18 protein-coding genes are annotated in these 25059 nt (G+C 72.0%); 13 read left to right on the top strand and 5 right to left on the bottom strand.

Translation table 11 applies throughout. The features are described 5' to 3' along the window. Positions 1 to 265: 265 nt before the first annotated feature. A complete protein-coding gene (locus PZB75_RS15850) occupies positions 266 to 1336 on the bottom strand; it encodes a helix-turn-helix domain-containing protein (RefSeq protein ID WP_275535948.1) in 1071 nt (356 codons plus the stop codon). Positions 1337 to 1680: 344 nt separating this feature from the next. Here PZB75_RS15850 and PZB75_RS15845 point away from each other — a divergent pair, with 344 nt between their 5' ends. From PZB75_RS15845 to PZB75_RS15830, 4 genes are all read left to right on the top strand, one after another. Further along, positions 1681 to 2517 carry a hypothetical protein gene (locus PZB75_RS15845; protein ID WP_275535947.1) on the top strand — a complete coding sequence of 279 codons (837 nt, stop codon included), beginning with the start codon at positions 1681 to 1683 and terminating at the stop codon, positions 2515 to 2517. 139 nt (positions 2518 to 2656) lie between these two features. Beyond that, complete coding sequence (locus tag PZB75_RS15840) at positions 2657 to 4795, top strand: flotillin family protein (protein WP_275535946.1); 2139 nt, start codon at positions 2657 to 2659, stop codon at positions 4793 to 4795. A gap of 532 nt (positions 4796 to 5327) precedes the next feature. Next, positions 5328 to 10802 carry a DNA repair ATPase gene (locus PZB75_RS15835; RefSeq protein ID WP_275535945.1) on the top strand — a complete coding sequence of 1825 codons (5475 nt, stop codon included), beginning with the start codon at positions 5328 to 5330 and terminating at the stop codon, positions 10800 to 10802. A gap of 30 nt (positions 10803 to 10832) precedes the next feature. Continuing rightward, complete coding sequence (locus PZB75_RS15830; protein WP_275535944.1) at positions 10833 to 12863, top strand: NAD(P)-binding protein; 2031 nt, start codon at positions 10833 to 10835, stop codon at positions 12861 to 12863. A 337-nt stretch (positions 12864 to 13200) separates the two neighbouring features. Here the strand turns inward: PZB75_RS15830 and PZB75_RS15825 are convergent, their stop codons facing one another. The 3 genes from PZB75_RS15825 to PZB75_RS15815 form a co-directional block, all read right to left on the bottom strand. Beyond that, positions 13201 to 13587, bottom strand: a complete 387-nt coding sequence (locus PZB75_RS15825; protein ID WP_275535943.1) for a GntR family transcriptional regulator — start codon at positions 13585 to 13587, stop codon at positions 13201 to 13203. A gap of 169 nt (positions 13588 to 13756) precedes the next feature. Continuing rightward, positions 13757 to 14743: an ABC transporter permease gene (locus PZB75_RS15820; RefSeq protein ID WP_275535942.1), complete on the bottom strand. Its 987-nt coding sequence runs from the start codon at positions 14741 to 14743 to the stop codon at positions 13757 to 13759. Then, positions 14740 to 15681, bottom strand: a complete 942-nt coding sequence (locus PZB75_RS15815; protein ID WP_275535941.1) for an ABC transporter ATP-binding protein — start codon at positions 15679 to 15681, stop codon at positions 14740 to 14742. Before PZB75_RS15815 ends, PZB75_RS15820 begins: the two co-directional genes overlap by 4 nt. Before the next feature lie 516 nt (positions 15682 to 16197). On the opposite strand from PZB75_RS15815, the gene PZB75_RS15810 reads away from it, so the two are divergent. From PZB75_RS15810 to PZB75_RS15785, 6 genes are all read left to right on the top strand, one after another. After that, a complete protein-coding gene (locus PZB75_RS15810; protein WP_275535940.1) occupies positions 16198 to 17004 on the top strand; it encodes a PRC and DUF2382 domain-containing protein in 807 nt (268 codons plus the stop codon). 21 nt (positions 17005 to 17025) lie between these two features. Continuing rightward, positions 17026 to 17412, top strand: coding sequence for a hypothetical protein (locus PZB75_RS15805; RefSeq protein ID WP_275535939.1), 387 nt, complete (start codon positions 17026 to 17028; stop codon positions 17410 to 17412). 269 nt (positions 17413 to 17681) lie between these two features. After that, the gene (locus tag PZB75_RS15800; RefSeq protein WP_275538932.1) at positions 17682 to 18035 is read left to right on the top strand and encodes a hypothetical protein; all 354 of its coding nucleotides are present in this window, start codon (positions 17682 to 17684) and stop codon (positions 18033 to 18035) included. A gap of 344 nt (positions 18036 to 18379) precedes the next feature. Beyond that, positions 18380 to 19465, top strand: a complete 1086-nt coding sequence (locus tag PZB75_RS15795) for an LLM class flavin-dependent oxidoreductase (protein ID WP_275535938.1) — start codon at positions 18380 to 18382, stop codon at positions 19463 to 19465. A 5-nt stretch (positions 19466 to 19470) separates the two neighbouring features. After that, on the top strand, positions 19471 to 20250 hold the full coding sequence (locus PZB75_RS15790) for an FMN reductase (RefSeq protein ID WP_275535937.1): 780 nt from the start codon (positions 19471 to 19473) through the stop codon (positions 20248 to 20250). A gap of 181 nt (positions 20251 to 20431) precedes the next feature. Beyond that, complete coding sequence (locus PZB75_RS15785) at positions 20432 to 20854, top strand: universal stress protein (RefSeq protein ID WP_275535936.1); 423 nt, start codon at positions 20432 to 20434, stop codon at positions 20852 to 20854. 224 nt (positions 20855 to 21078) lie between these two features. Here the strand turns inward: PZB75_RS15785 and PZB75_RS15780 are convergent, their stop codons facing one another. Next, a complete protein-coding gene (locus tag PZB75_RS15780) occupies positions 21079 to 21537 on the bottom strand; it encodes a hypothetical protein (RefSeq protein ID WP_275535935.1) in 459 nt (152 codons plus the stop codon). 202 nt (positions 21538 to 21739) lie between these two features. On the opposite strand from PZB75_RS15780, the gene PZB75_RS15775 reads away from it, so the two are divergent. From PZB75_RS15775 to PZB75_RS15765, 3 genes are all read left to right on the top strand, one after another. After that, positions 21740 to 22600, top strand: a complete 861-nt coding sequence (locus PZB75_RS15775; protein WP_275535934.1) for a hypothetical protein — start codon at positions 21740 to 21742, stop codon at positions 22598 to 22600. A gap of 123 nt (positions 22601 to 22723) precedes the next feature. Beyond that, complete coding sequence (locus PZB75_RS15770) at positions 22724 to 23704, top strand: endonuclease/exonuclease/phosphatase family protein (RefSeq protein ID WP_275535933.1); 981 nt, start codon at positions 22724 to 22726, stop codon at positions 23702 to 23704. Positions 23705 to 23936: 232 nt separating this feature from the next. After that, positions 23937 to 24881 carry an NADP-dependent oxidoreductase gene (locus PZB75_RS15765; RefSeq protein ID WP_275535932.1) on the top strand — a complete coding sequence of 315 codons (945 nt, stop codon included), beginning with the start codon at positions 23937 to 23939 and terminating at the stop codon, positions 24879 to 24881. Positions 24882 to 25059 lie beyond the last annotated feature (178 nt).

Raw genomic sequence — 25059 nt, 5'->3', positions numbered from 1 at the left:
GACGTTCTGAACGTCCAGGGACTTCGACATGTACCGAAGCATCCGGAACGAGCATCCGGGACGTCCTCGGCTTCCCTTGGCTCCTCAGTCACGCTAAACGGGAGGCGGTCACGGCGCACGCGGGGAGACGCAGGGGGAAGGCCGGAGAGCCGGGGCGGGTGCTTGCCGGGTTCCGGCAGCGAGACTTCCGGTACGGACCGTACGGCGGCCCCCGCCGTCCGGTACGGACCGTGCGGCGGCCCCGCTCCTCCCCGGCCCCCCGCCCTCAGATCTCCTGGGCCGGCCAGTCCAGCAGCCGCGCGCCGATCACCGCCGTCTGGAGGGCGTACCGGTGCATCGGATCGGACGGATCGGAACCCGTCAACTGGTGGATGCGCTCCAGCCGGTACGTCAACGCGCGCACGCTCAGCGCCAGCCGCCGCGCGGTCTCCGCCGCCACACAGCCCGCGTCGAAGTAGACGGAGAGGGTCTTCAGGAGCGGTTCGGCGCCGCCCCTGGCCTCCTGGAGCGGGCCCAGTTCGCTCCGCACCAGATCGGCCATCGCCTGCCGGTCCCGGGTCAGCACCGGATACACCAGCAGGTCCGCGGCGAACAGCACCGGATCGTCGAGGTCCATCCGGTCCGCCAGATCGAGCGCTTCGAGCGCTTCGCCGTACGAGTGGACGACCCCGCCGGGGCCGCGGTGCGGGCGGCCGATCGCCACCTTGCCGCCGTCCGTCGCCGCGTGCGACTGCTTGGCGAAGTACCGCAGCACGTCCGGCTGGCTGCCCGGGGCGATGCAGACCAGCCGCCCGTCCTTCGTCGTGATCAGGATCTTCCGGCCGCTGAACCGGGTGAGCAGTGCCGCCTCCACGGTCCTGGGCACCTGATCGGACTCGGTGTACGCCTCCGGGCCCGTCGCCACCGCGACCGCGTGGGCGCGCGACAGCCGCAGCCCGAAGCGGGTCGCCCGTTCCGCGAGCCGGCCCAGATCGCTGCGCCCGTACAGCAGGTCGTCGATGAACTCCCGGCGGGCCGCCTCCTCCCGGCGCACGGTCAGGCGCTGCGCGCGCTCGAACCCCTCCGCGAACGCGTCGACGGACTGCTCCACGGCCGCCAGCACCGCGTCGACCGTGGCGGCGGTGGACGAGGGCGTGCACGGCCAGTCGGCCCGGGTGGCCGCCAGGTGCAGGCCGACCAGGGCCCGCAGCTGGAGACCGGCCTCCGCCGCCTCCCTGCCGAGGGCCCGGCGGGCATCCAGCTCCTCACGGGTGAGGCGGCGCCCGGTGGAGCAGACCTCACCCAGGATTCGCACATGGTCCGTCGCGTACTCCTCGGGAATCTCCGGCTCCGGCACGCGCACTCCTCCAGTCTCGACGGCGCGTCGTCGCACCACTCATGGATGTACAACGCGTCGGGGCGGATGCCGGTGCCCGGCATCAAATACGCATAAAGATTGCCGGAACCCGGCAATGCGTCCTACGGGCCCCGGATGACACGATCTCGTCAGCACCAACCGGGGGAACACGGGGGAAGCACGGGGGATCACGGGGGAACGGGGACGGGGGAAGACCCGGCCGCCACGGCGCTTCCGGCGTCGTGGCGCCGGGGCCCCCACCGCGTACCGAACCGTCGGACCGGTCCCGCCGGAAACCGTGAGCCTCCCGGCGACGACGCAGGAAGCACGCAGGGGGCGGGCCGATGCATGAGTTTCTGAACGCAGCCTTCACTTTTCCGGCCGTTCTGTTCGGTGCGGCGCTCGTCGTCGTCATCGCGTTCTGGCTGCTCGTACTGCTCGGCGCCGCCGAGCACGACGCCTTCGACACGGATCTCGACGCCGACGCGGTCGGGGTCGGCGGGGTGCCGGTCACGGTCTCGATGTCGCTGATGGTCCTCATCGCCTGGTTCACCAGCCTCACCGGTTCGATCCTGCTGCACCGCGCCGGGGCGACCGGCGGGACCCGGGCCGCGCTCGCCACCCTCGTACTCGGCGCCGCGCTGCTGATCGCCTGGGGCGTCGTACGGTCGCTCGTCCACCACTTCCGCCGCCGCTTCCCGGCCGAAGTGCCGCCGTCCCGGCAGGACTTCATCGGACAGGTGTGCGTGATCCGTACCGGCTCGGTCAGCTCCGACTTCGGACAGGCCGAGGTCACCTCGGCCGACGGATCGACCGCCATCGTCCAGGTCCGCCGGCTCGATCCGCACGGGACGCCCGGGGGGCTGAGTGCTTCCGACGGCCTGGGCGTGCCCGACGCTCGGGGGTCCAGGGCCGAGAAGACGTTACTGAGCGGCCGGAACACCGCCGAGGCCCCGCTCGGCGCGGGGAGTACGGGGCTGCTCTACGCGTACGACGACGAGGGCGAGTTCTTCTGGGTCGCGCCGTACGACGCGGCGCTCGACCCCGGCCCGTCCGTCCCGCCGTCCGCCTCACCGACCATGTCGCCGTCCGCGTCGCCGTCCGCCGGGGCGAGACCGCTCTCCCGGGCCGCCTCCCGCCGGAGTCCCCGCAGACCACCGACCCGGCGCTCCGCCTCATAACGCGGGCCGCCCGTACCCGTATCTGCCCGTGGGCCCGCACACCCGTGCTCCCGGCGCACTTCCGGGCCTCGCACCAGGCTCCGGCCTGGCACCACACGACTTGCTCAGCTCACTTCCTCACCAGCCGTCAAGGACTGTCATGGATGCCATCTCCTTGGGCATCGGCGTGCTCGTCGCCGTTGTCCTGCTCATCGTGATCACCCTGTTCCTCGTCGTCAGCCGACTGTTCCGAAAGGTCGAGCAGGGCAAGGCCCTGATCATCTCCAAGACCAAGAAGGTCGATGTCACCTTCACGGGCGCGGTCGTGCTGCCGGTGCTCCACAAGGCCGAGTCCATGGACATCTCGGTGAAGACCATCGAGATCCGCCGCACCGGACGCGAGGGGCTGATCTGCCAGGACAACATCCGTGCGGACATCCACATCACCTTCTTCGTGCGCGTCAACAAGACCGTCGAGGACGTCATCAAGGTCGCCCAGTCGATCGGTACGGAACGCGCGAGCGACAAGGTCGCGATCCAGGAGTTCTTCGCGGCGAAGTTCTCCGAGGCGCTGAAGACGGTCGGCAAGCAGCTCGACTTCGTCGACCTCTACACCAAGCGCGAGGAGTTCCGGGACCGCATCATCCGGGTCATCGGGACCGATCTGAACGGCTACCACCTCGACGACGCCGCGATCGACTTCCTTGAGCAGACCCCGATGTCCCAGCTCGACGGCGCCAACATCCTCGACGCGCAGGGCATCCGCAAGATCACCGAGCTGACGGCGATCGAGCACGTGCGGACCAACGAGTTCCAGCGCACCGAGCAGAAGGAGATCACCCGGCAGGACGTCGACGCCCGCGAGACCATCCTGGAGCTGGAGCGCCGGCAGGCCGAGGCCGAGATCAAGCAGCGCCGCGAGGTGGAGACACTGCGGGCCCGCGAGGAGTCCGCGACCGCCCGGGTGCAGGAGGAGGAACGGCTCGGCGCGCAGGCCGCGTTCATCCGTACCGAGGAGCAGCTGGGCATCCAGCGCGAGAACCAGGCCCGCGAGGTCGCCGTCGCCCAGAAGAACCGCGAGCGGGTCATCGCCGTGGAGAACGAGCGCATCGAGAAGGACCGGATGCTGGAGGTCATCGGGCGCGAGCGGGAGACCGAGCTGAACCGGATCGCGGCGACGAAGGAGGTCGAGGCGGAGCGCCGGGACGTCGCCGATGTGATCCGGGAGCGGATCGCGGTGGACCGCACGGTCGCCGAGCAGGAGGAGTCGATCAAGAAGCTGCGGGCGGTCGAGGAGGCCGAGCGGACCCGCCAGACTGTGATCATCTCCGCCGAGGCGGAGGCCCAGGAGAAGCTGGTCAAGGACATCAAGGCGGCCGAGGCCGCCGAGGCCGCGGCCACGCACCGGGCCGCCGAACAGCTGACGCTCGCCGAGGCCCGGCTGAAGACGGCGGAGCTGGACGCGCAGGCCAAGCTGAAGCTGGCGGCGGGCGTCCAGGCGGAGGCGGCGGCCGAGGGCCTGGCGGCGGTCCAGGTACGGGACGCGGAGGCGGACGTCATCGAGAAGGCCGGTCTCGCGGAGGCCGAGGCGACGGGCGCCCGGCTCAAGGCGGAGGCCGAGGGGGCCCGGCTCAAGGCGCTGGCCACCGCCGAGGGCACCCAGGCGCAGGCCACCGCGGACGCGGCGGTCATCGGCGAGAAGCTGAAGGCCGAGGCGGCGGGGCTCACCGACAAGGCCGCGGCGATGGCGGCGCTGGACGACGCGTCGCGCGGACACGAGGAGTACCGGCTGCGGCTCACCGCCGAGAAGGAGATCCGGCTGGCCGGGTTCGACGTGCAGCGGCAGGTCGCGGAGGCGCAGGCGACCATCCTGGCGACCGGTCTGGAGAACGCCGATATCGACATCGTCGGCGGGGACTCGGTCTTCTTCGACCGTCTCGTGTCGTCGATCTCGCTGGGCAAGGGCATCGACGGGTTCATGGAGAACTCCGACACCGCGCAGGCGCTCGCGGGGCCGTGGCTGAACGGCACCTCGTCGTTCACGGACGACCTGACGCGGATTCTGGGATCGGTCTCCTCGGGTGACGTACAGAATCTGACGGTGTCGGCGCTGCTGATGCGGATGATGCGGTCGTCGTCGGGGGCGGCGACCGGGCAGGTGCGTCAACTGCTGGACGCGGCGACGAAGTTGGGCCTCGCCGACACCCCGGTCTCGGGGCTGCTGGGAGGCGGCGCGGGCGCCGGGCAGCAGCCGGACCAGGTCCTGTCGCCGTCATCCAACGGCCACCCCGTGGCCTGACCGGGGCATCGGTGCGGGGGCGGCGGTGCGAGGGCATTGGTGCCGGGGATCGGTGCTGGGGATCGGGGCGGAGGCGGCGGTGCCGGGGATCGGTGCGGAGGCGGTCGGTGCCGGGGATCGGTGCCGGGGCGGCGGTCGATCGGCAAACCCGATGTGACCGGCGCCCTGCCCCGACGCCGGAGCCCCGACGCGACCGGGGCCCGACGCGACCGGGGTCCTGAACGATCTGCGCCGGCACGCCGACGCCAGTCGCGCGAAGGCGGATCGTACCGAGGCGGGTCACGCCGAGGCGGGTCGCGCCGACGCCGGTCGCGCGGAGGCGGATCGTACCGAGGCGGGTCGTACCCCGGCGAGTCGCGCGGAGGCGGCTCGCGCCGACGCCGGTCGCGCCGCCCGCCCTCGTACCGCAGCTCAACCCGAAGTTCGTACCGCAGCTCAACCCGAAGTTCGTAGCGCAACTCGACCCGAAGCCTCGCACCGAAGCCTTTCCCACCGCCCACACACCCCTCGCACCTCGTAGGGAGCCGTACGCATGGACACCGACACCACCCCCGCCACCCCGCCGCCGCACAGCGGTGGCGGCGATCAGGGCGGCGACGTGGATGCCGGCACCTACGAGGTGCTGCGGCGCCGACTCGGGGCCCAGGCCGCCGAGCTGGCCCGCCGGGCCGAGGCCGTCGACGCCCGCCGCACGGAGGAGTTCGGCTCGACGGCACTGCGGCTGCTGGGCACCGGGCGCGTCCATACGGAACACGCCTCCGTGGCCCGCGACCTGGTGGCGGTGGGCGGGCGGCTGCTGTTCGGCTTCGAGCGGGGGCCGGGGGCGCGCGGTGACGCGACGGTCGGGGACGTACTGGCGCTGTACCGGCCGGATCTGGCGGCGGTCGACGCACCGGAGCCGACCGGAGCGGAACACGGACCGGACCGGACCGGCGTGGAACACGGGGCCGGCCCCGCCACCGACCCCACCGCCACTCTCCTCGACGATCCCGCGTTCGTACGCGAGTTCGCCGGACTGCACCGTTACTACCGTGACGCCCGGCTGCTCCGGCTGCGCCGCGTCGACGGCAAGCTCCTCGCCGTGTTCCGTACGGGCGAGACCGCCGACGACATCCGGGTGCTGCGCTGGGCGCTCGCCCCGGACGGCTCGCCCGGCGCGTTCCTCGACGCCCGCGGCGACCGCGACCACGTCTTCCCGCCGTCCCACGACTTCACCTGGACGCCGACGGGCCGCGACGCGCACATCATGGGCCGTCATCCCCACATCGCCGTCGGGGAGCGCGGCGGGCTGTACGTCGACACGCTCGGCGGCACCCTCACCGTCAAGACGGAGAACGACACCGAGACCCCCGACGGCATCCACTCCGAGCCGGTCACCGAACCCCTCCAGTCCCTCGCGGACGCCGATGTCGAGTACGCCGAGGTGGGGCCGCTGACCCTGCTGCGGGTGCGCCCGTACAAGGAGGACACCTGGCGGCACCTGGTCTTCAACTCCCTGCTCGGCACGGTGCTGCGGCTCGACGGCATCGGGCCCGCCTGCCACCGGCTCCCCGAGGACCAGGGGATCATCTTCCCCGGCGGCTACTACCTCACCACCGGCACCGCCAAGACCTTCGACCTCGCCGAAGGGGCGCTGTCGGACCCGGTGTTCGAGGGCGCGATCCGCTCGCCGGGCGGCGAGGACGTCCTGTACGTCTTCCGCTCGCAGGACGCGGGCCGCACCCTGCTGCTGCCGTACCACCTGATCCGCCAGGAGGTCGCGACCCCGCTGCTCTGCCGGGGCCACGCCCTCCTCGACGACGGCGTCCTCGTCCTCCTGCGGGACGCGGCGGACGGCTCCGGCGAACCCGCCCGGGTCCATCCGGTGCAGCGCTGGCAGACCCCGTACGTCTCCGACACGTACGCCGCCGCGCGCCCCGCCGACACGGGTCCGCTCGCCCGGGTCGGCAACGCCGATCTGGTGCGCGGCATCTCCGACTGCCTGGCCCTCGCGCACGGGGTACGGGACATGACACCGACCACCGCCGTGTACGCCCGGCTGGTCGCCGACTGCACCCGCGCCGCCGACCGCTACCACTGGCTCACCGACCCCGGACTCGGCTCGCTCGCCGACCCGTTGGCCGAGCTGCGGATCACCGCCCAACAGGTGCTGACGGAGTTCGAGACGGTACGGGAGCTGACCCGGCGGGCCGCCGACGCGCTCACCGAGTCCACCGCCCACCTCACCGCACTCGTGCGCCGCGTCCGTGGCGAGGCGCCGCGCACCGCCACCGCATGGGTCGATCAGCTCACCGAACTGCGGCGCGCCCACGGCCACTTGGCGACGCTCGCGGAGATGCGGTACGCGGACACCGAGCGGATCGCCGAGCTGACCACCCGTACCGAGGACGACATCGCGTCGGCCGCGCAACGGGCCGTCGCGTTCCTCGCCCGCGACGACGCGTTCGCCGACCACCACGCGGACGTCGAACGGCTCACCGCCGAGGCGGGCGCGCTCACCACGGTGGCCGACGCGGCGGCCCTGGGCGACCGGCTGACCGCGATGACGGACGGCCTGGGGACCGTCACGGAGGTCGTCACCGGGCTCGACATCGGCGACGCCACCGCCCGTACGTCCGTCCTGGAGCGCATCGCCGACGTCCTGGGCGCCGTCAACCGGGCCCGCGCCACCCTCGAAGCCCGCCGCAGGGAACTCCTCGACCAGGAGGGGCGCGCGGAGTTCGCCGCGGAGTTCGCCCTGCTCGGCCAGGCCGTCACCGGCGCGCTGGCCGCCGCCTCTTCCCCCGACGCCTGCGACGAACAACTGTCGCGGCTGCTGCTCCAGTTGGAGAACCTGGAATCGCGGTTCGCGGAGTTCGACGACTTCCTCGCCGAGCTGGCCGAGCGGCGTGACGAGGTGTACGAGGCGTTCTCGGCCCGCAAGCAGACCTTGCAGGACGCCCGCGCCCGGCGGGCCGAACGGCTGGCTGACTCGGCTGCGCGGGTCCTGGAGACCGTCTCGCGCCGGATCTCCTCACTCGCCGATCCGGACGCCGTCCACACCTACTTCGCCTCCGACCCGATGGTCGCCAAGATCCGCCGCACCGCCGACGAGCTGCGGGAACTGGGCGATCCGGTGCGTGCGGAGGAGCTGGAGGGACGGCTCAAGGCGGCCCGCCAGGAGGCCGGACGCGCCCTGCGCGACCGCGGCGAGCTGTACGCGGACGGCGGCGCGACGATCCGGCTGGGACGCCACCGGTTCGCCGTGAACACGCAGCCGTTCGACCTGACGCTGGTGCCGCACGAGGGCCGGCTCGCGTTCGCCCTCACCGGGACGGACTACCGGGCCCCGGTCACCGACCCGGCGTTCGAGGAGACCCGCCCGTACTGGGACCAGTCGCTGCCCTCGGAGTCCGCGGACGTCTACCGCGCCGAACACCTGGCCGCGAAGCTCCTGGACGAGCGGGGCGCGGACACCCTGACCGACCTGTCGGCCGACGAACTCGCCGCATTGGTAAGGGAGTCGGCGGCGGACGCGTACGACGAGGGTTACCAGCGCGGGGTCCACGACGAGGACGCCACCGCGATCCTGACCACGCTGCTCCGACTGCGCGCCGGGGCCGGACTACTGAGCCACCCACCGGCCGCGCGGGCGGCGGCCCAGCTGTTCTGGACGTACGCGGCGGACGACGGCCTGCGCACCTCCTGGGCCCGCCGCGCGCTCTCGCTCGCCCGCGCCCGGGACACGTTCGGACTGAGTCCGGCCATCGCGACGCTCCAGGCGGAGTGGGCGGCGCGGATCGCCGAGGCGGGGCGGGAGACCGGCGGAGCGGGAATCGGCGGGGCGACGGGCGGCCGGGCGGGTACCGGGACCGCCGGAGCGGGTGCCCGGACCGTCGGGACAGGCGCAGGGGTTCCCGGGACGGATGCCGGGGCCCCCGGGACCGGTACCGCTGCCGCCTGGGACGGTAGCGCTGCCGTCGCCCCCAAGGCCGCTGCCACCGGGCCCGGGACCGCACCCGTCCCCGCCTCCGCCTCCGCGCCCGCCTCCGCGCCCGCCTCCGCCGTCGCCGCGTACCTCTTCGACGAGCTGACGACCACCACGACCGGCGACGGCGCCACGCCACTCCCCGGCCCGCGGTTCGTCACCAGCGCCACCATCCGCACCCTCCTCGACAAGTTCCGCCGGGCAACCGGCACTTCGGCGTACGACGACGACCTGGCCGCCCTCCGGGACGACCTCCCGGCCCGGCGCCAGCTCGTCGAGGCGTGGCTCTCCTCGTACGCCGCCGCGAGCGGATCGGACCTCGGCGCGGACGACCTCGCGGAGGCGGTCGCCGTGGAGCTCTGCCCCGAGCTGGAGCGGTACGAGTGCGACGCGCCGCTCACCGCGACCGTGGAGGGACTGCTCGGCACCCACCCCCGGATCGAGCACCGACGGCTCACCGTCCGGCTGGACGAACTCCTGGCCCGTACCGCCCGGTTCCGCGCCTCCACCGTGCCCGGCTTCCGCGCCTACCAGCGCCGGCGCACCGAACTCGTCGCGACCGAGCGTGCCCGGCTGCGGCTGGAGGACCACCGCCCGAAGGTGATGTCGGCGTTCGTCCGCAACCGGCTGCTGGACGAGGTGTACCTCCCGCTGATCGGGGACAGCCTCGCCAAACAGCTCGGCACGGCCGACGCGGACCGTAGGACCGACTCCCAGGGCCTGCTGCTGCTCGTCTCCCCGCCCGGCTACGGCAAGACGACCCTCATGGAGTACGTCGCCGACCGGCTCGGCATGGTCCTGGTCAAGATCAGCGGACCCTCGCTCGGGCACGACGTGACGTCCCTCGACCCGGCGCAGGCCCGCAGCGCGACCGCCCGCCGGGAGGTCGAGAAGATCAACTTCGCACTGGAGGCGGGGAACAACACCCTGCTGTACCTGGACGACATCCAGCACACCTCGCCGGAACTCCTCCAGAAGTTCATCCCGCTCTGCGACGCCACCCGCAGGATCGAGGGCGTGAAGGACGGCGAGCCGCGCAGCCACGACCTGCGCGGTAAGCGGTTCGCGGTGTGCATGGCGGGCAACCCGTACACCGAGTCCGGGGAACAGTTCCGTATCCCGGACATGCTCGCGAACCGGGCGGACGTGTGGAACCTCGGCGAGGTGCTGAGCGGTCGCGAGGACGTCTTCGCGCTGAGCTTCGTGGAGAACGCGCTGACCGCCAACCCGGCTCTCGCCCCACTCGCCGGGCGCTCCCGGGCCGATCTGGAGCTGCTGGTCCGGCTGGCCTCGGGAACGGACCCCTCGGCGCGCCCGGACCGTCTGGAACACCCGTACACGGCTGCGGAGTTGGACCGCGTCCTGGCAGTGCTGCGGCACCTCCTCACGGCCCGGGAGACCGTCCTGGCGGTGAACGCCGCGTACATCGCGTCCGCCGCGCAGACCGATGCGACGCGCACCGAACCGCCGTTCCGCCTCCAGGGCTCGTACCGCGACATGAACAAGATCGCCGAGCGGATCGTGCCCGTGATGAACGACGCCGAGCTGGCCGCACTCGTCGACGACCACTACGCGGGCGAGGCGCAGACCCTCACCACGGGCGCCGAGGCGAACCTCCTGAAGCTCGCCGCCCTGCGCGGCACGCTCACACCGGAACAAGCGGACCGCTGGTCGGCGATCACCGCCTCGTACGTCCGCACCCAGGCACTCGGCGGCCCGGACGGCGATCCGATGACCCGGGCGGTCGCGGCGCTCGGCCTCCTCGCGGACCGGATCTCGGCCGTCGAGACGGCGATCACCCGGGCGACGGACCCACGCCACCTGCTCGCCAACCCGGCGGCCCGCCACGCGGCACCGCACGGCTCGACACCGCAGGACCCCTCACGGCACAGCTCGGCACCGCAGGACCCCTCACCGCACGGCTCGACACCGCAGGACCCCTCACGGCACAGCTCGGCGCCGCACGGCTCGACACCGCACGACTCCTCACCGCACCACTCCTCACCGCACGACTCCCCACGTTCACGGGAAGATCTCTGACCACTCTCGAACACGAGGCGGGAGCAAGGCATGCTGGGACTCGTGCCCCCACTACCCCCACAGCCCCAACGCGCCCCGTCCGACGGCGGCCACATGATCGTCTGTGGCGACGACGCGCTCGCCCAACGACTGGCCGTGGAGCTGAGGTACGTCTACGGGGAGCGGGTCACCCTCGTGGTCCCGCCGGGGCGCGACGCCCGCAGACCCGACCAGCCGCTGACCCAACGCGGCCGGGCGGCGGCCCTGTTCGGACGGATGTCGGCGGCGATGAACCGTACGGGCGCCACCGTCCCCGCGCCCTCACCCACCACGGGGGCCGGGTCCAACCCCGGCCCTGTTCCCTCCCCCGGGACCGGGGACAACGACACCAACGCCGGGGTCCGGGCCGTCCACATCATGGAGGCGCCGGAACCCACCGACGAGGCCCTGGAGGAGGCGGGCGTCGACCGGGCCGCGGCACTGGCCCTGGTGTACGACGACGACGAGACGAACATCCGGGCGGCGCTGGTCGCCCGCCGTCTCAACCCACGACTGCGTCTGGTCATCCGGCTCTACAACCGCAAGCTGGGCCAGTACCTGGAGACCCTGCTCGACCAGGCCGCGGCCCTCACCATGCCCGAGCTCGACCGGACCGCGCTGGACGCGTCGACCACCGTCCTCTCCGACGCGGACACCGCGGCTCCGGCGCTCGCCGCGACCGCGCTCACCGGTTCCAGCAAGGTCATCCGGGCGGAGGGCCTGCTGCTGCGGGCCGTCGAACGCACCCCGCCCCGACAGGGCGAGGTCGCCGATCCCGGGCTCTGCACGCTCGCCCTGCTCTCCTCCACCACCCATGACCCGGCGGGCGCCGAGGGCTCCGACAGCAGCGGCGACGAGGGCCCCCAACTCCTCCCGGACCAGGAGTCGGTGACGCGGGCGACCGGGCGCGGCACGGTCGTCCTGGAGGCGGTCAGCCACGCGGGACCGGACACCCCGGCACCCCGGATGAGCGGCCGGAGCGCCCCGCTGAGCCAGATCTTCTCGCGGCGGCTGCGCTGGTCGGCGCTGGGTGTCGCGGCGGCCGTGGTGGCGCTCGCCATCGCGTCGAGCCTCACCACGGGCGACCACCCGGCGCACGCCGCGTATCTGACGCTGCTCGACCTGTTCGCCATGGGCGACCCGGCGATCGGCGACCCGACCCCCCGCCAGCTGATCCAACTCCTTTCCGGGGTGGCCGGGTTACTGCTTCTTCCGCTGCTGGTGGCGGGCGTTCTGGAGGCGTTCGGTTCGCTCCGCACGGCGTCGTCGCTGCGCCGCCCGCCGCGTGGCATATCCGGTCATGTGGTGCTGCTGGGGCTGGGCAAGATCGGTACGCGGGTGCTCGTACAGCTGCGGCAGTTGAACATCCCGGTGGTCTGCGTGGAGGAGGACCCGGAGGCACGCGGCATCCCACTGGCGCGGCAGCTGCACGTGCCGGTGGTGCTGGGGGACGTCACCCAGGAGGGTGTGCTGGAGGCGGCGAAGATCGGTCGCTCCCGCGCTCTGCTCGCCCTGACCAGCATCGACACGACGAACCTGGAGGCGGCGCTGTACGCGCGTTCGCTGAAGCCGGATCTCCGGGTGGCGCTGCGGCTGTTCGACGACGAGTTCGCGACGGCCGTCTACCGCACCCTGCGCACGGCCCATCCGCAGGCCCTGACCCGCTCCCGGTCGGTCTCCCACCTGGCCGCCCCGTCGTTCGCGGTGGCGATGATGGGCCGTCAGATCCTCGGCGCCGTACCGGTGGAGCGCAAGGTGATGCTGTTCGCCGCGATCGAGGTGGCCGGGCACCCGCAACTGGAGGGCATGACGGTCGCCCAGGCGTTCCGGGCGGGCGCCTGGCGCGTACTGGCCCTGGACACGACCCCGCCCGACGACCGCCATCCGGATCTCACCGTGCCGCACGCGGAGCGGGAATCGGGTCTGATCTGGGATCTGCATCCGGGCCATGTGCTGCGGGCCGAGGACCGCGTGGTGATCGCGGCGACCCGCCGGGGCCTGGCGGACCTGCTCCGTGGACGCCGGAGCCGGACGCGCCACTGAGGGCGGCCGAGCACCGCCGAGGACCCCGGCGGGGCGGGCACCGCCGAGGACCCCGGCGTGGTCGGCACCGCTGAGGACCGGGGTGGTCGCCGGCGCCGGACACGTGGGCCGTGCCGGGCATCGCCGGGCACAGAGGCGGGCCCCGGTACGGCTGGGCACGGAGGCGGGCCTCGGTACAACCGGACATGGAGGCGCGCCCCGACACGACCGAACGCGGAGGCGCGCCCCGGAACGACCGGGCACGGAGGCGGGCCCCGGTACGGCTGGGCATCCGGGCACCTCCGGGGCACCCCCGTGCGGACGCGGGGGTGCCCGGCACAGTCGCGCGCGCCCCCGCTCAGACGCGAGGGAAGACCTCCTGGAACACGGCGGTGAACAGCGTGGCGACGTCCTCACCGCTCATGCCGTCGGCCTGCGCCCGGCGCATCCACTCGGCGAGGTCGGTGCGCAACGGGGAGTCGGGGCTGCTCCGGGGCTGGGCCATGGAGCGGGTGATGAAGGTGCCCGCGCCCTGGCGGACCTCCACCAGACCGGACCGTTCCAGCTCCCGGTACGCCTTGAGCGTGGTGTTCGGGTTGACCTTGGTGGTGGCGGCGACCTGGGCGGCGGTGGGCAACCGGTCCCCCACGGTCAACACCCCCATGCGCAGGGCCTGTTCGACCTGCTGCACTATCTGGAGGTACGTGGGGAGTCCACTGCGCCGGTCGATGCGGAAGGCGATCACGGTCTCTCCCCCTGTCTCCCGGTACCGCCCTCGGTCGATCGCCCGGCCGGGCCCTCGGCGCCGCCGTGTGAGCGGCCACCCGGAAGCCTACGACGCCCGCCGTCGATGACGGCGCCCGAACCAGGGGCCCCGGGAGACATGACGTCCGGAGCGCGGTACGCGGTCGCCGTCACAGCGGGCGTCGACTCGCCCGGTACGCGATGAAGCCGATGCCGACCACGGTCAGGCCGAACAGGATGCCCGCGCCGGTCCACTGCATCCCCTGCATCTGGTCGAAGCCGATGTACTCGACGGTGTTGTTGACGATCCCCTTTCCGGCGAGGCACGCGTCGTGCGCGTCCTCCGCCGCGTCGCTGCACGTGCCCCAGCCGAAGAGCTTGCCGTCGGCGGTGCTGACCCAGTTGTCCAGTTGCACCGAGTCCCTGAGCACGGCGGGTCCGTCGGCGTCGAGCGGATAGCTGACCAGGTGGGAGGTGCCGAGCCTCTGCCGGATCAGCGTCCAGCCGACCTGGGTGCCGATGGCGAAACCGAAGGTGACGACCATGGAGACCAGCACCCGACGGGAGAGGACTCCGACGGCGATGGCCGCGACGGTGGTGAAGACGGTCAGGGCGGGCAGCACGGGACCGGTGTTGTCGAACACCTCGCCGGACAGCCAGTCGTTGTAGATGACGGCCCTGGCATCGTTCCACCACCAGGTGAACAGCGCGCCGAGGATGATGGTGGGCACCAGGGACAGGACCAGGGCGAGCCCCAGCTTGTGGAGCAGCCACCGCATCCGGGGCACGGACTGGGTCGTGACGAGCTGGGCGGTGCCCTGCTCCTGATCCGCCGCGATGAGCGGAGCGCCGATGAACACGGCGAGGACGATGGGCAGCACGCTGAGGATCGTGGCGGTCCGGGAGACGCGCCTCTGGGCGCTGTTCACGAGGTCGGGGTCGCTCTCGGCGATGTCCTTGCCCGGCCATCCGGCGCTGTGGAACGCGTCCATCATGGCGCCGCGCTCGTGGATGATCCAGGCGGCGGTCAGTACGGTGAGGGCCGTCACCGTGAGGATGGTGGCGCGGTGCTGGCGCGTCACCAGCCAGACGACCCCGCGCAGCGGTCCCCGCTTCGTGGTGGCGGTTCCGCCGGGTGCGTAGGAGACGGCACTCACGCCGCACGCCCCTCTCGTGTGTCGACCTGGGCGATGGGAGTGATCAAGGGGGGCGCGGCCGGCGACCGGAGGTAGGCGAGCAGGATCTCCTCCAGGCTGGGTTCGACCAGCTGCCAGTCGCCTCGGACGGGAGCGCCCTCGGTACGTATCAACGAGGTGAACTGGCGGCCCGAGGTACGGCTCTCGACCACGGTGTGCGCGGCCAGCCCGGTCGGCAGCCCACCGGCCTCCGGGGTGACACCGGTCACCAGCTTGTGCACGGCGAGCAGTTCATCGGTCTCCCCGGCCATCCGGACCCGGCCCTCGGCGATGACCAGCAGGTAGTCGCACATGTCCTCCAGCTCGGTGAGCATGTGGGAGGACATCAGGACCGTGGTGCCGTTCTCGGCCACCTCGGCCATCAGCAGAGAGCTCATCTCGTCCCGGGCCAACGGGTCCAGGTCGGCCATCGGCTCGTCGAGGAGCAGCAGATCGGGCCGCTTCCCGAAGGCCAGCGCGAACGCCACCCGGGTCCGCTGCCCACCGGAGAGGGTGCCGACCCGGGCGTTCATGGGCACATCGCCGGCGCGCACGATCCGCTCGGCCGCCGCCTGGTCCCACCCGGGATTGAGTTCCCGCCCCATCCGCAGCGTCTCGGCGACGGTGAACCGCTTGTACAGGGCCTTGTCCTGCCCGAGGAACGCGTAACGCGGCATGACCGCGGGCGAGGCGACGTCCACCCCGAACATCCGCAGCTCCCCACTGGTGGCCTGCACCAGCCGGGTCGCCAGACCGAGCAGGGTGCTCTTCCCGGCCCCGTTGGGCCCCACGAGCCCGCAGATCCGCCCGGCGGGCAACCGGAACGAACACTCCTGAAGCGCCCACCCCCGGCGGTACTTCTTCCCGAGCCCACGCGCCTCAAGAGCCCAGGGGCTCCCGGCGTTGTCCGGCGTCGTCATGTCGAGGTACGCCCTCTCTCACTGTCGAAGCAGCCACTGTCGAACCGCTGCCGAATCGCTGTGGAACCGCCGTGAACGGCTGTCGAATCGCTGTCGAACCACTGCGGAACCGCTGCCGAAAGCGCTGTCGATCCATCCGGATTCCACTAGTCAGCTAGTGGAATAATGGAGTCATCCCTCAGGGAGTGTCAAACGACGGGGGACGGGGCGGGGCGGGACGGGAGAAGGGCGTCGGGGAGCGGCGAGGAGGAAGCACGCGGGGAACGGGGAGGCGGGCCGAGGCCGAGGGAGACCCGGACACCGCCGACTCCGCTGGGGTGTCACCCATTCGGCGGTGTCGTCGGGACGGTGCGAGAGCGGGGCGAGGCGCGCCGGTCACCGGGTGAGAGCGGGCCGGGCGCGGGGTGTGCGGTTGCCGGAGACGGATGGGCGAGGGGAGATGGAGTGGTATGCGCCCGGCCCGGCGAGATCGCGGGTGTCAGGCGCCCGTCCCGTACAACCGAGGAGTGATGGCTGATGACATCCGGTGACGGATTCGCGCACGGTGACGGACTTTCCGGTCTTCCCGCGTACGACGCGGAGGGCGAAAAGGTCGGCACGGTCGGACAGGTCTACCTCGACGACTCCACGAACAGGCCGGAGTGGGTGACCGTCAAGACCGGACTGTTCGGCATGAAGGAGAGCTTCGTGCCGCTCTCCGGTGCCCGTCGGTCGACCAACGGCGATCTGCACTTCCGCTACGACAAGGACCAGATCAAGGAGGCGCCGCGCCTCGAAGCCGAGGAACACCTCGACGCCGACGAGGAGCGACGCCTCTACGACCACTACGGCATCGTCGGCACCGCCGCGACGGGCGATCCCGGGCGCCGGAGCGAGAACGGCCGCGACGAGAGGGCCGGAGCCGGTGGTCCGGGACGGGCCGACGAGGTGGTGCGCTCCGAGGAGCGGCTGCGCGTCGGTACGGAGGAACACGAGGCCGGACGCGCGCGTCTGCGCAAGCACGTCGAGACGGAGGAGGCCACCCGGACCGTACCCGTCAGCCACGACGAGGCGCGGGTGGTGCGTGAGCCCATCCGGGACGGTGAGCGCGGCGGGGAGCGTGCCCGTATCGGGGACGCCGAGGCCGAGGTGACGCTCCGCGCCGAAGAGCCGGTCGTCCGCAAGGAGGCCGTACCGGTCGAGCGCGTCCGTCTGGAGACGGACAAGGTCACCGAACAGCGTGAGGTCTCCGACCAGGTCCGCAAGGAACGCGTCGACTACGACGCCGACACCGAGCAGCAGCGAGCGCAGGGCCGCGGCGGCAAGCCCGGTCCGCGCCACTGACGAGGAAAGGAAACAGACACCATGCGACACACCATTGCCACACTCGGCCTCACCTCCGCGCTCCTCCTCGCCCCCGCCGCACCGGCACTCGCCGACGCGGGCCCCGCGCCCGCGCGGGTGGCCACGGTCAGCACCGCTGTCGCGGTGCACGAGCGGACGAGCACGGTCGACACCGCCGTGGCGGCTCCCACACCCAGTCCGAACATGGACACCGACAACAAAAAGGTCGAGAAGAGCAGCGGCGGGTGGGGTCTCTGGGGTCTGGTCGGGCTCCTGGGTCTGGCGGGGCTGATCCCCCGTAAGGGAAAGAGCAAGACGAACACCCGTGAGGTCCGTCGGCCGACCGACGGCACAGGAGGTGTCGGTGGTACGGGCGCCGGCTCCCACCCCACCGACCCGCGCGTCTGACACGACCCCGGTGGTGCCGGCCCGGCAGCGGACCGGCACCACTTCGGGCACGCCCGCGAACAGCACGAGGGACGGGCGGACTCGACGCCCCCGCCCCGCACCCTCCGGCCCCCGGGCACCGAAGGCGCGGAGAAGCCGCGGAGAGCGTGCGACGGCCCGGGAAGGACGTACGGGGGCTTGGGGAGAACGTACGGAGAAGATGCGAAGCGTGAGCGGCACGGCGGTGGCGAGCCGGGGAGGGATGTCCTGCCCGGCGGTACCGTACGCGTATGAGCAGCCCGCGACGGGTCGCACCGCGTCCCACGACCCAGCAGCCGACGCCCCGCGCGGACCGGCCGGACAGTCCCGACAGCACCAGCCGTGCGGACCGTACGGACAGTCCCGAGGGCACCGGCCACGCGGCCCGTTCGGAAGCGGTGGATGCCGTCGATGCCGTCGATGCGGTCGATCCGATGGCGCCGCCGGAGATGACGTACACGCAGTGCCGACAGTGCGGGACCGAGATCGCCGGGCTCGACGGGCGATACGCCTGCCCCGGCTGCGGATGGGTCAACGACCACTCGGAGGGGCACCGGCCGCTGCCGCTCGCCGAGGACGACCCCGACTTCCCCAGGATCGGCTGAGGGGCGGAAGGCTCCGCCCGCCCGGACCGGCGCCCACCCGGACCGGCGAGCGCCCGTATGAGGCCGCCGGGCGCTCCCGCATCCGTCCCGTTCCGCTGTTCGCGCTCCTCCCCCTCCTCCGGGTTTCCGCTTCGCCCGCGCCCTCTTCCACTGCTCCGCGCCCTCTCGCCTCCCCCTCGCGGACCTGCCCTCCGTCGTCGTCGCGCCCGGGTGCGGTGCGATCCGGCATGACCCGATCCGGGAACCCGTACGGATCAGGCGGCGCGCCCACACGAGGAATAGGTGGTGCGGGTGGCCCGTTGTAGGGTGTAGTTCAACATTCAACAAACTTGGAGGCGGGCGCCATGCAGTTCGGGATCTTCACCGTCGGGGACGTCACCACCGACCCGACGACCGGTACGACACCGAGCGAGCACGAGCGGATCAAGAGCACGGTCGCCATCGCGCGCAAGGCCGAGGAGGTCGGGCTCGATGTCTTCGCGACGGGTGAGCACCACAACCCGCCCTTCGTACCGTCCTCGCCGACGACGACGCTCGGCTACATCGCCGCCCGCACCGAGAACATCATCCTGTCCACCTCCACCACACTGATCACCACCAACGACCCGGTGAAGATCGCCGAGGACTACGCGACCCTCCAGCACCTCGCGGACGGCCGGGTCGATCTGATGATGGGGCGCGGCAACACCGGACCGGTCTACCCCTGGTTCGGCAAGGACATCCGGCAGGGCATCCCGCTCGCCATCGAGAACTACGCCCTGCTGCACAAGCTGTGGCGGGACGACGTCGTCGACTGGGAGGGCACGTTCCGTACGCCGCTCCAGTCGTTCACCGCGACCCCGCGTCCACTGGACGGCATACCGCCGTTCGTCTGGCACGGCTCCATCCGCTCGCCGGAGATCGCCGAGCAGGCCGCGTACTACGGCGACGGCTTCTTCCACAACAACATCTTCTGGCCGATGGAGCACACCAAGAAGATGGTCAACCTCTACCGGCAGCGGTACGCGCACTACGGTCACGGCACCCCCGAGCAGGCCATCGTCGGCCTCGGCGGGCAGGTGTTCATGCGGAAGAACTCCCAGGACGCGGTACGGGAGTTCCGCCCGTACTTCGACAACGCGCCGGTCTACGGGCACGGGCCCTCGCTGGAGGACTTCACCCAGCAGACACCGCTGACCGTCGGCTCCCCGCAGGAGGTCATCGAGCGGACCCTGTCGTTCCGGGAGGACGTCGGCGACTACCAGCGCCAGCTCTTCCTGATGGACCACGCGGGACTGCCGCTCAAGACCGTGCTGGAACAGCTCGACCTGCTCGGCGAGGAGGTCGTACCCGTACTGCGCAAGGAGTTCGCCGCCCTGCGCCCCGCCGGAGTGCCGGACGCCCCCGTCCACCCGGCGGTCGCCGCCCGCAACGCCGCGAAGGAGATCTGAACCCCATGCGCACCGAACCCCTGAGGATCGTCGCCGTCGCGGCCGGGCTCAGTCAGCCGTCGTCGACCCGGCTGCTGGCCGACCGGCTCGCCGAGGCCACCCGCGAGCGGCTGACGTCCGAGCAGGACAGGACCGTCGAAGTGCGGGTCGTCGAGCTGCGCGACCTGGCGGTCGACATCGCGAACCACCTGGTGACGGGCTTCCCGTCGCCCGCACTCGGCAAGGCGATCGAGGCCGTCACGCGGGCGGAGGGGCTGATCGCGGTGACGCCCGTCTTCACCGGCTCGTACAGCGGGCTGTTCAAGTCGTTCTTCGACCTGGTCGACAACACGGCGCTCACCGGCAAGCCCGTTCTGATCGCGGCGACCGGCGGCACAGCCCGCCACTCGCTCGTCCTGGAACACGCGATGCGCCCGCTCTTCGCCTATCTGCGGGCCGCCGTCGTACCGACATCGGTGTACGCCGCGTCCGAGGACTGGGGCGCGGCCGGCGACGAGTACACCGAGGGACTGCCGTCGCGCATCCGGCGCGCGGGCGGCGAGCTGGCCGGGATGGTCGCGGGAGGCCGGACGGCTCCGAGGGCGCCCCGGGCCGACGTCCAGGACGGTGGCTCCACGCCGACTGCGCCGGACGCACCGGACGCGCCGGGCGCACCGGGCGCTCCGGGCGCACCGGATGAGGACAGCGGAACCGGCTCGTACGGCACGAAGGGCGCTGACGACGCGTTCGACGCGGACAACGTCGTCCCGTTCGAGCAGCAGCTCGCCGAGCTGCGGGTGCGCTGACCCACAGCTGAGCTGAACAGCGGGTGCGCTGAGCAGCGTTCTCCGGACCTCCGTTCCGTGCTCAAAACATCCACTGTGATCAAAACGCCAGGTCACTGTCCGTTTTGATTAGAGTTTTACGGAAAGACGCACCACGAGGCACACCCCCGCAGAGGTGGGCCGAACCGAGGTGGAGGCAGAGATGGGCAGGATCGTAGTGGGCGTGGACGGCTCCGAGCCGTCGCTCAAGGCGCTTCGCTGGGCCGTACGCCAGGCCGAGCTGACCGGGGACTCCGTGGAGGCCCTCAACAGCTGGGAGTACCCGGCGACCAGCTGGGCGTCCATGATGCCGGGCATGCCGGAGGACTTCGACCCGCAGGCCCTGGCCACCGTCTCCCTGACCGAGGCGCTGCAAGCAGCCCTCGGAGCCGAGGGGGCCGCCCGGATCAGCAAGGTCGTCGTGATCGGGAATCCGGCACAGGCGCTGCTCGACCGGGCCGAGGGCGCGAACCTGCTGGTCGTCGGGGCACGCGGCTACACCGGCTTCAAGGCGACGCTGCTCGGCTCGGTCAGCCTGCATGTCACCCAGCACGCGTCGTGCCCTGTGACGGTCGTACACGGATGAGCGTCGTACACGGATGAGCGTGACGCCCACGCCGAGCTGACCGCGCTGTAGAGACGCGGTAGGAAACGGCGGTGGCGGCGGGTGCGCGACAGTGCGGCGGCGGGTGCGCGTCAGCGGGCGGCTCCGGGCAGAACTCGTCGAGTTCGCCCGGAGCCGCCCGCTGACGGTGGCACCTCGTCCATGGTGCCTCGTCCGGGATACCTCAGAGGCCCCGCACGGACGGCTTATGCCGGCCTGCCGCCGGGCCTGCCACCGTGCCGCTCACGTGCCCGGTCCTGCCGGGTGTAGAGCATGTAGAACGACGCGATGAGCATCCCTGCTCCGATCCCGAACCCGATGCCCGAGGACCGCAGCACGCTCTCGCCGGTCAGGCTGTACAGAAACCCGAAGGCGCCACCGGTCACCGCGCCGTACGCCGCGGCACTCAGCTCGGGCGGCAGTACGTGCTGGAGACGGCCCACCGTGAAGGAGAGCAGGAAGACGGCGGCGCCCGAGATCAGCCCCATCGCGAGCTGACCGAAGTTCGCCGGTCCTCCGTGCCGTTCCATGAAGGCCGTGTAGAAGCCGTAGCCCACACCCAGGATGAGTGGCAGAACCCAACTGTGCGTCGTGTGGTGCCGGGCCGGTGTTTCACGTGAAACACGCCGCGCGCGGCGGGCCGGCACCGCTGCATGAGCTGCCATGGCAGAGAGTTCCTTCCCTTGCCCCCTAGCCCCCTCGATCCCCCGTACCTCTTCCAGACCACACCCGGTCGTCCGGTCCAGCAACTCGAATGGCTCATGGCAGGAGCAGATGGCGTACGAACCCAGGGCGCGACTCCGTCGACCGGGCTTCTCTGGAGGGGTGCGGACCCAGCGGAGCTACCTCGCAGCGAGCCTGTCGGCAGTGTCACTCGTCCTGCTCGCCGTCCTCGTCCCGCTGAGCGCGCTCTGCGCGTGGGTGGATCTGGAGATCGACGACACGGACCGGTATGTGGCCGCGGTGGCGCCGCTCGCCTCCGATCCCGGGGTACGGGACACCGTGTCCGACCTGATCACCGATGCGGCGCTGAAGCAGATCGATACCGGGCCGCTCCAGGGAACCATCGAGGACTTCCTGCATGACGCCGTGAGGTCCTTTACCGGCACCGACACCTTCCGTGCGGCCTGGACCGCGGCCAACAGCACCGCCCACCAGGCCGTCACCGCGTCCCTCGACGGCGACCGCGGGGAGGCCGTGACGATCGATCTGGCCCCGGTGACGGAGAAGGTCAAACAGAACCTGGTGCGGAGCGGGGTCCCGTTCGCCGATCAGATCCCGGTCCAGCACATCGAGATCACCCTGATCCCCAAGGGCCGCGCCGATCAGCTGCGCGACACCTTCCGCTGGATGAGGGACGCCAGTGTCTGGCCCGGGGTCGGCACGGCGGCGCTCGCCGTGGTCGCGGTGGTGGCGGCCGGTGTTCGCCGTGGGTGGCGCGGTGCTCTCAACGCCATGGTCGTGGCCGGTTTCGGCTTCGCGATCGGGGCGGTCGTGCTCCGCGTCCTACTGGCGGTCGCTCGCGGCAAGGTCCTCTCGGGCGTTCCGGACAGTGATCATGACGGAGCCGCGGCGGTGTACGACGCGCTGACGGACTCGCTCCTCACGACGGTGTGGATCGTGCTCGGCACGGGGCTGGCGGTCGCGCTCTGCGCACTGGTGCTCCGGTACTGGCCGGCCCGCTCCCGCCGGACACGGCAACCGGAGCGTGCCGCGTCCCGTCCTTGAGCGGGCGGAGGCTCAGGTGCTTTCCGGGGAAGGACTGACCTGGGTGCACAGCCCCGAGAGCGATACGAAGTGGCCGAGGGGGAGGCCGAAGAGGGAGAACGGGGAGAAGGAGGCGAAGGGGAAGTGACGGAGCCGGGGCGGGGACGCGGTCCGAGGTGTCGGCGGGCCGCCTTCTGGTCCTCCGCCCTGCTGCTGCTCGGTGTCACCGTCGTCATCGCCTTCCGGGCATGCGACGCGGACGGCATCACACCCGTTCCGCAGGCCCTCGCCTTCCTGCCCTGGCTGCTCGTCCCGGCCGGGCTGGCCTTCGGACTCGCGGTACCGGCCCGTTGGCGTACCGGCATGGTGTGGGCGGTCGTCCTCCTCTGCGCCACCGGCTGGTACGCGCGCCCGTACGGTCCCGGCACCACCGGCGCCCGGGGGCCGGTGGTCGCCGAGCTGCGCGTGCTCACCGCCAACGTGGAGTTCGGCGGCGCGACGGACGCCCTGATCGGCACACTCGGCCGGGACCGCCCCGACGTGGTCTTCGTCGAGGAATGCGACTTCGACTGCGCGGACGCCCTCGCCGCCCGCGTCCCGCACACCACGTACCCGTACCGCGAGGTGGTCCGGCTCGACGGTTCGCTCGGCTCGGCGATCCTCAGCCGGTTTCCGCTCCGCCCGGCGGACCGGATCGACGGGCGGATGGCGATGCCGGGTGCCGTCGCCACCGTCGCGGGCCGGGACGTCCGGCTCCAGCTCGCACATCCGCTGCCGCCCGTCCCCGGCGGAGTGGACGACTGGAGCGAGGAGCTGGGCCGGGTACGCGACTTCGCCGCCGGGACCAGGGGCGAACGCACCGTCCTCGCGGGAGACTTCAACGCCTCCCAGGACCACGCCGCGTTCCGTGCCGTCCTCGACGCGGGCGGACTGCACGACAGCGCCCGGATCGCGGGCGCGTACCGCGCGTACTCCTGGCCCGCCGACCGCACCACACCCCTGCGCACCCAGATCGACCATGTGCTGGTCAGCGACCACTTCTCCGTACGCTCCGCGCGCTTCCGCCATCTCGCGGGCACCGATCACCGCGCGCTGCTCGTCGAACTGTCCCTGCACACCGGCTGACGGACCGCGCCCCACCGATCGCACTCGCCGGTCACGCCCTCGCCGCTCACACCCACGGATCGCACTCACCGGAACGCACGCACGCCGATCACACCCAGATCGCACTCAACGGATCGCACCTGACGGGCCGTGCGGTACGGGTGAGTCCGACGTGCGGCGGCGGGCGCTCCGGGCGAGAGTGGAATCCGTGACTGTCGGGCCGACAGGTCGGGGCGAGTGAGAGGTCTTCCGTATGCGAGCGATCGCCGTCGACGCGTTCCGGGCCGAGCCCGTGCTGACCGAGGTCCCGAAGCCGGACCCCGCGGCGGGCGAGGTCCGGGTGAAGATCGAGTACACGGCACTCAACCCGCTCGACTGGCAGTGCGCGGACGGCTCCCTGGAGAGCACCGCACCCCATGTGTTCCCCCTGGTCATGGGTGTCGACTTCGCGGGCCGGGTCGACATGGTCGGCCATGGCAGGAGCCGCTTCCGGGTGGGCGACCCGGTGTTCGGCCGGGTGTCGCGCCCGCCCGTCGGCGCCGGAACGTACTGCGAGTACGTCTGCGTACCGCAGGACTCGGTGATCACCCTCGTCCCGGACGGTCTGCCGCTCCCCGTCGCGGCGGCGCTGCCGTCCGCCGGTATGACGGCCGCCCAGATCCTGGACTCCGTGTCCGTCGCCTGCGGGGAGTCACTGCTGGTCATCGGGGCGGCGGGCGGTGTCGGCAGTTGTCTGACCCAGCTCGCGTCCGCCCACGGCATCCGCGTCCTGGCGGCGGTACGCGGGGACGAGCGGCACCGGATGACCGCCCTGGGCGCGGCCGTCACCATCGACACCACATCCGTCCCGCTCGAAGAGGGGGTGCGGAACGCCTTCCCGGACGGTGTCGAAGCGCTGGTCGACCTGGTCACCACGGACGCGGAGGCGTTCGCCGCCCACGCCGGCCTGGTCCACGACGGGGGCGTCGCCGTCTCCACCCGCGGTGCCGCCGAGCGGGCGGAGACCTCCCCCTGCGTGGCGGCCGTCGACTTCGTCCTCGATCCCGCGCCCGATCTGCTCGACGTGCTCGCCGCCGGGGCCGCCGAGGGAGCGCTGACCGTGCCCATCGAAACCGAACTCCCGCTGGAGAAGGCCCCACAGGCCCTGGACCGCAACCGCGCCGGCGGCGCTCGCGGCAAGACCGTGTTCATGCTCTGAGGAGGGCGGACGGGCCGGACGGGGCGAACACAGGGCAATCCCCCATAAGCTGCTGCGACAGCGACGGTCGAGGGTCACCGGAGCTGACGGGACCGGAAGCCGAGGGAGCGCGCGTTGGCCGAGGACGGCACCGACCGGAGGAGCCGGAAGGACCACAACGACGAGGAGGACGACCCGG

The organism is Streptomyces sp. AM 4-1-1 (assembly GCF_029167625.1).
Lineage (GTDB): Bacteria > Actinomycetota > Actinomycetes > Streptomycetales > Streptomycetaceae > Streptomyces.
Note: the sequence above shows the minus strand (reverse complement) of the source record. Positions and strands in the feature narration are given on the sequence as shown.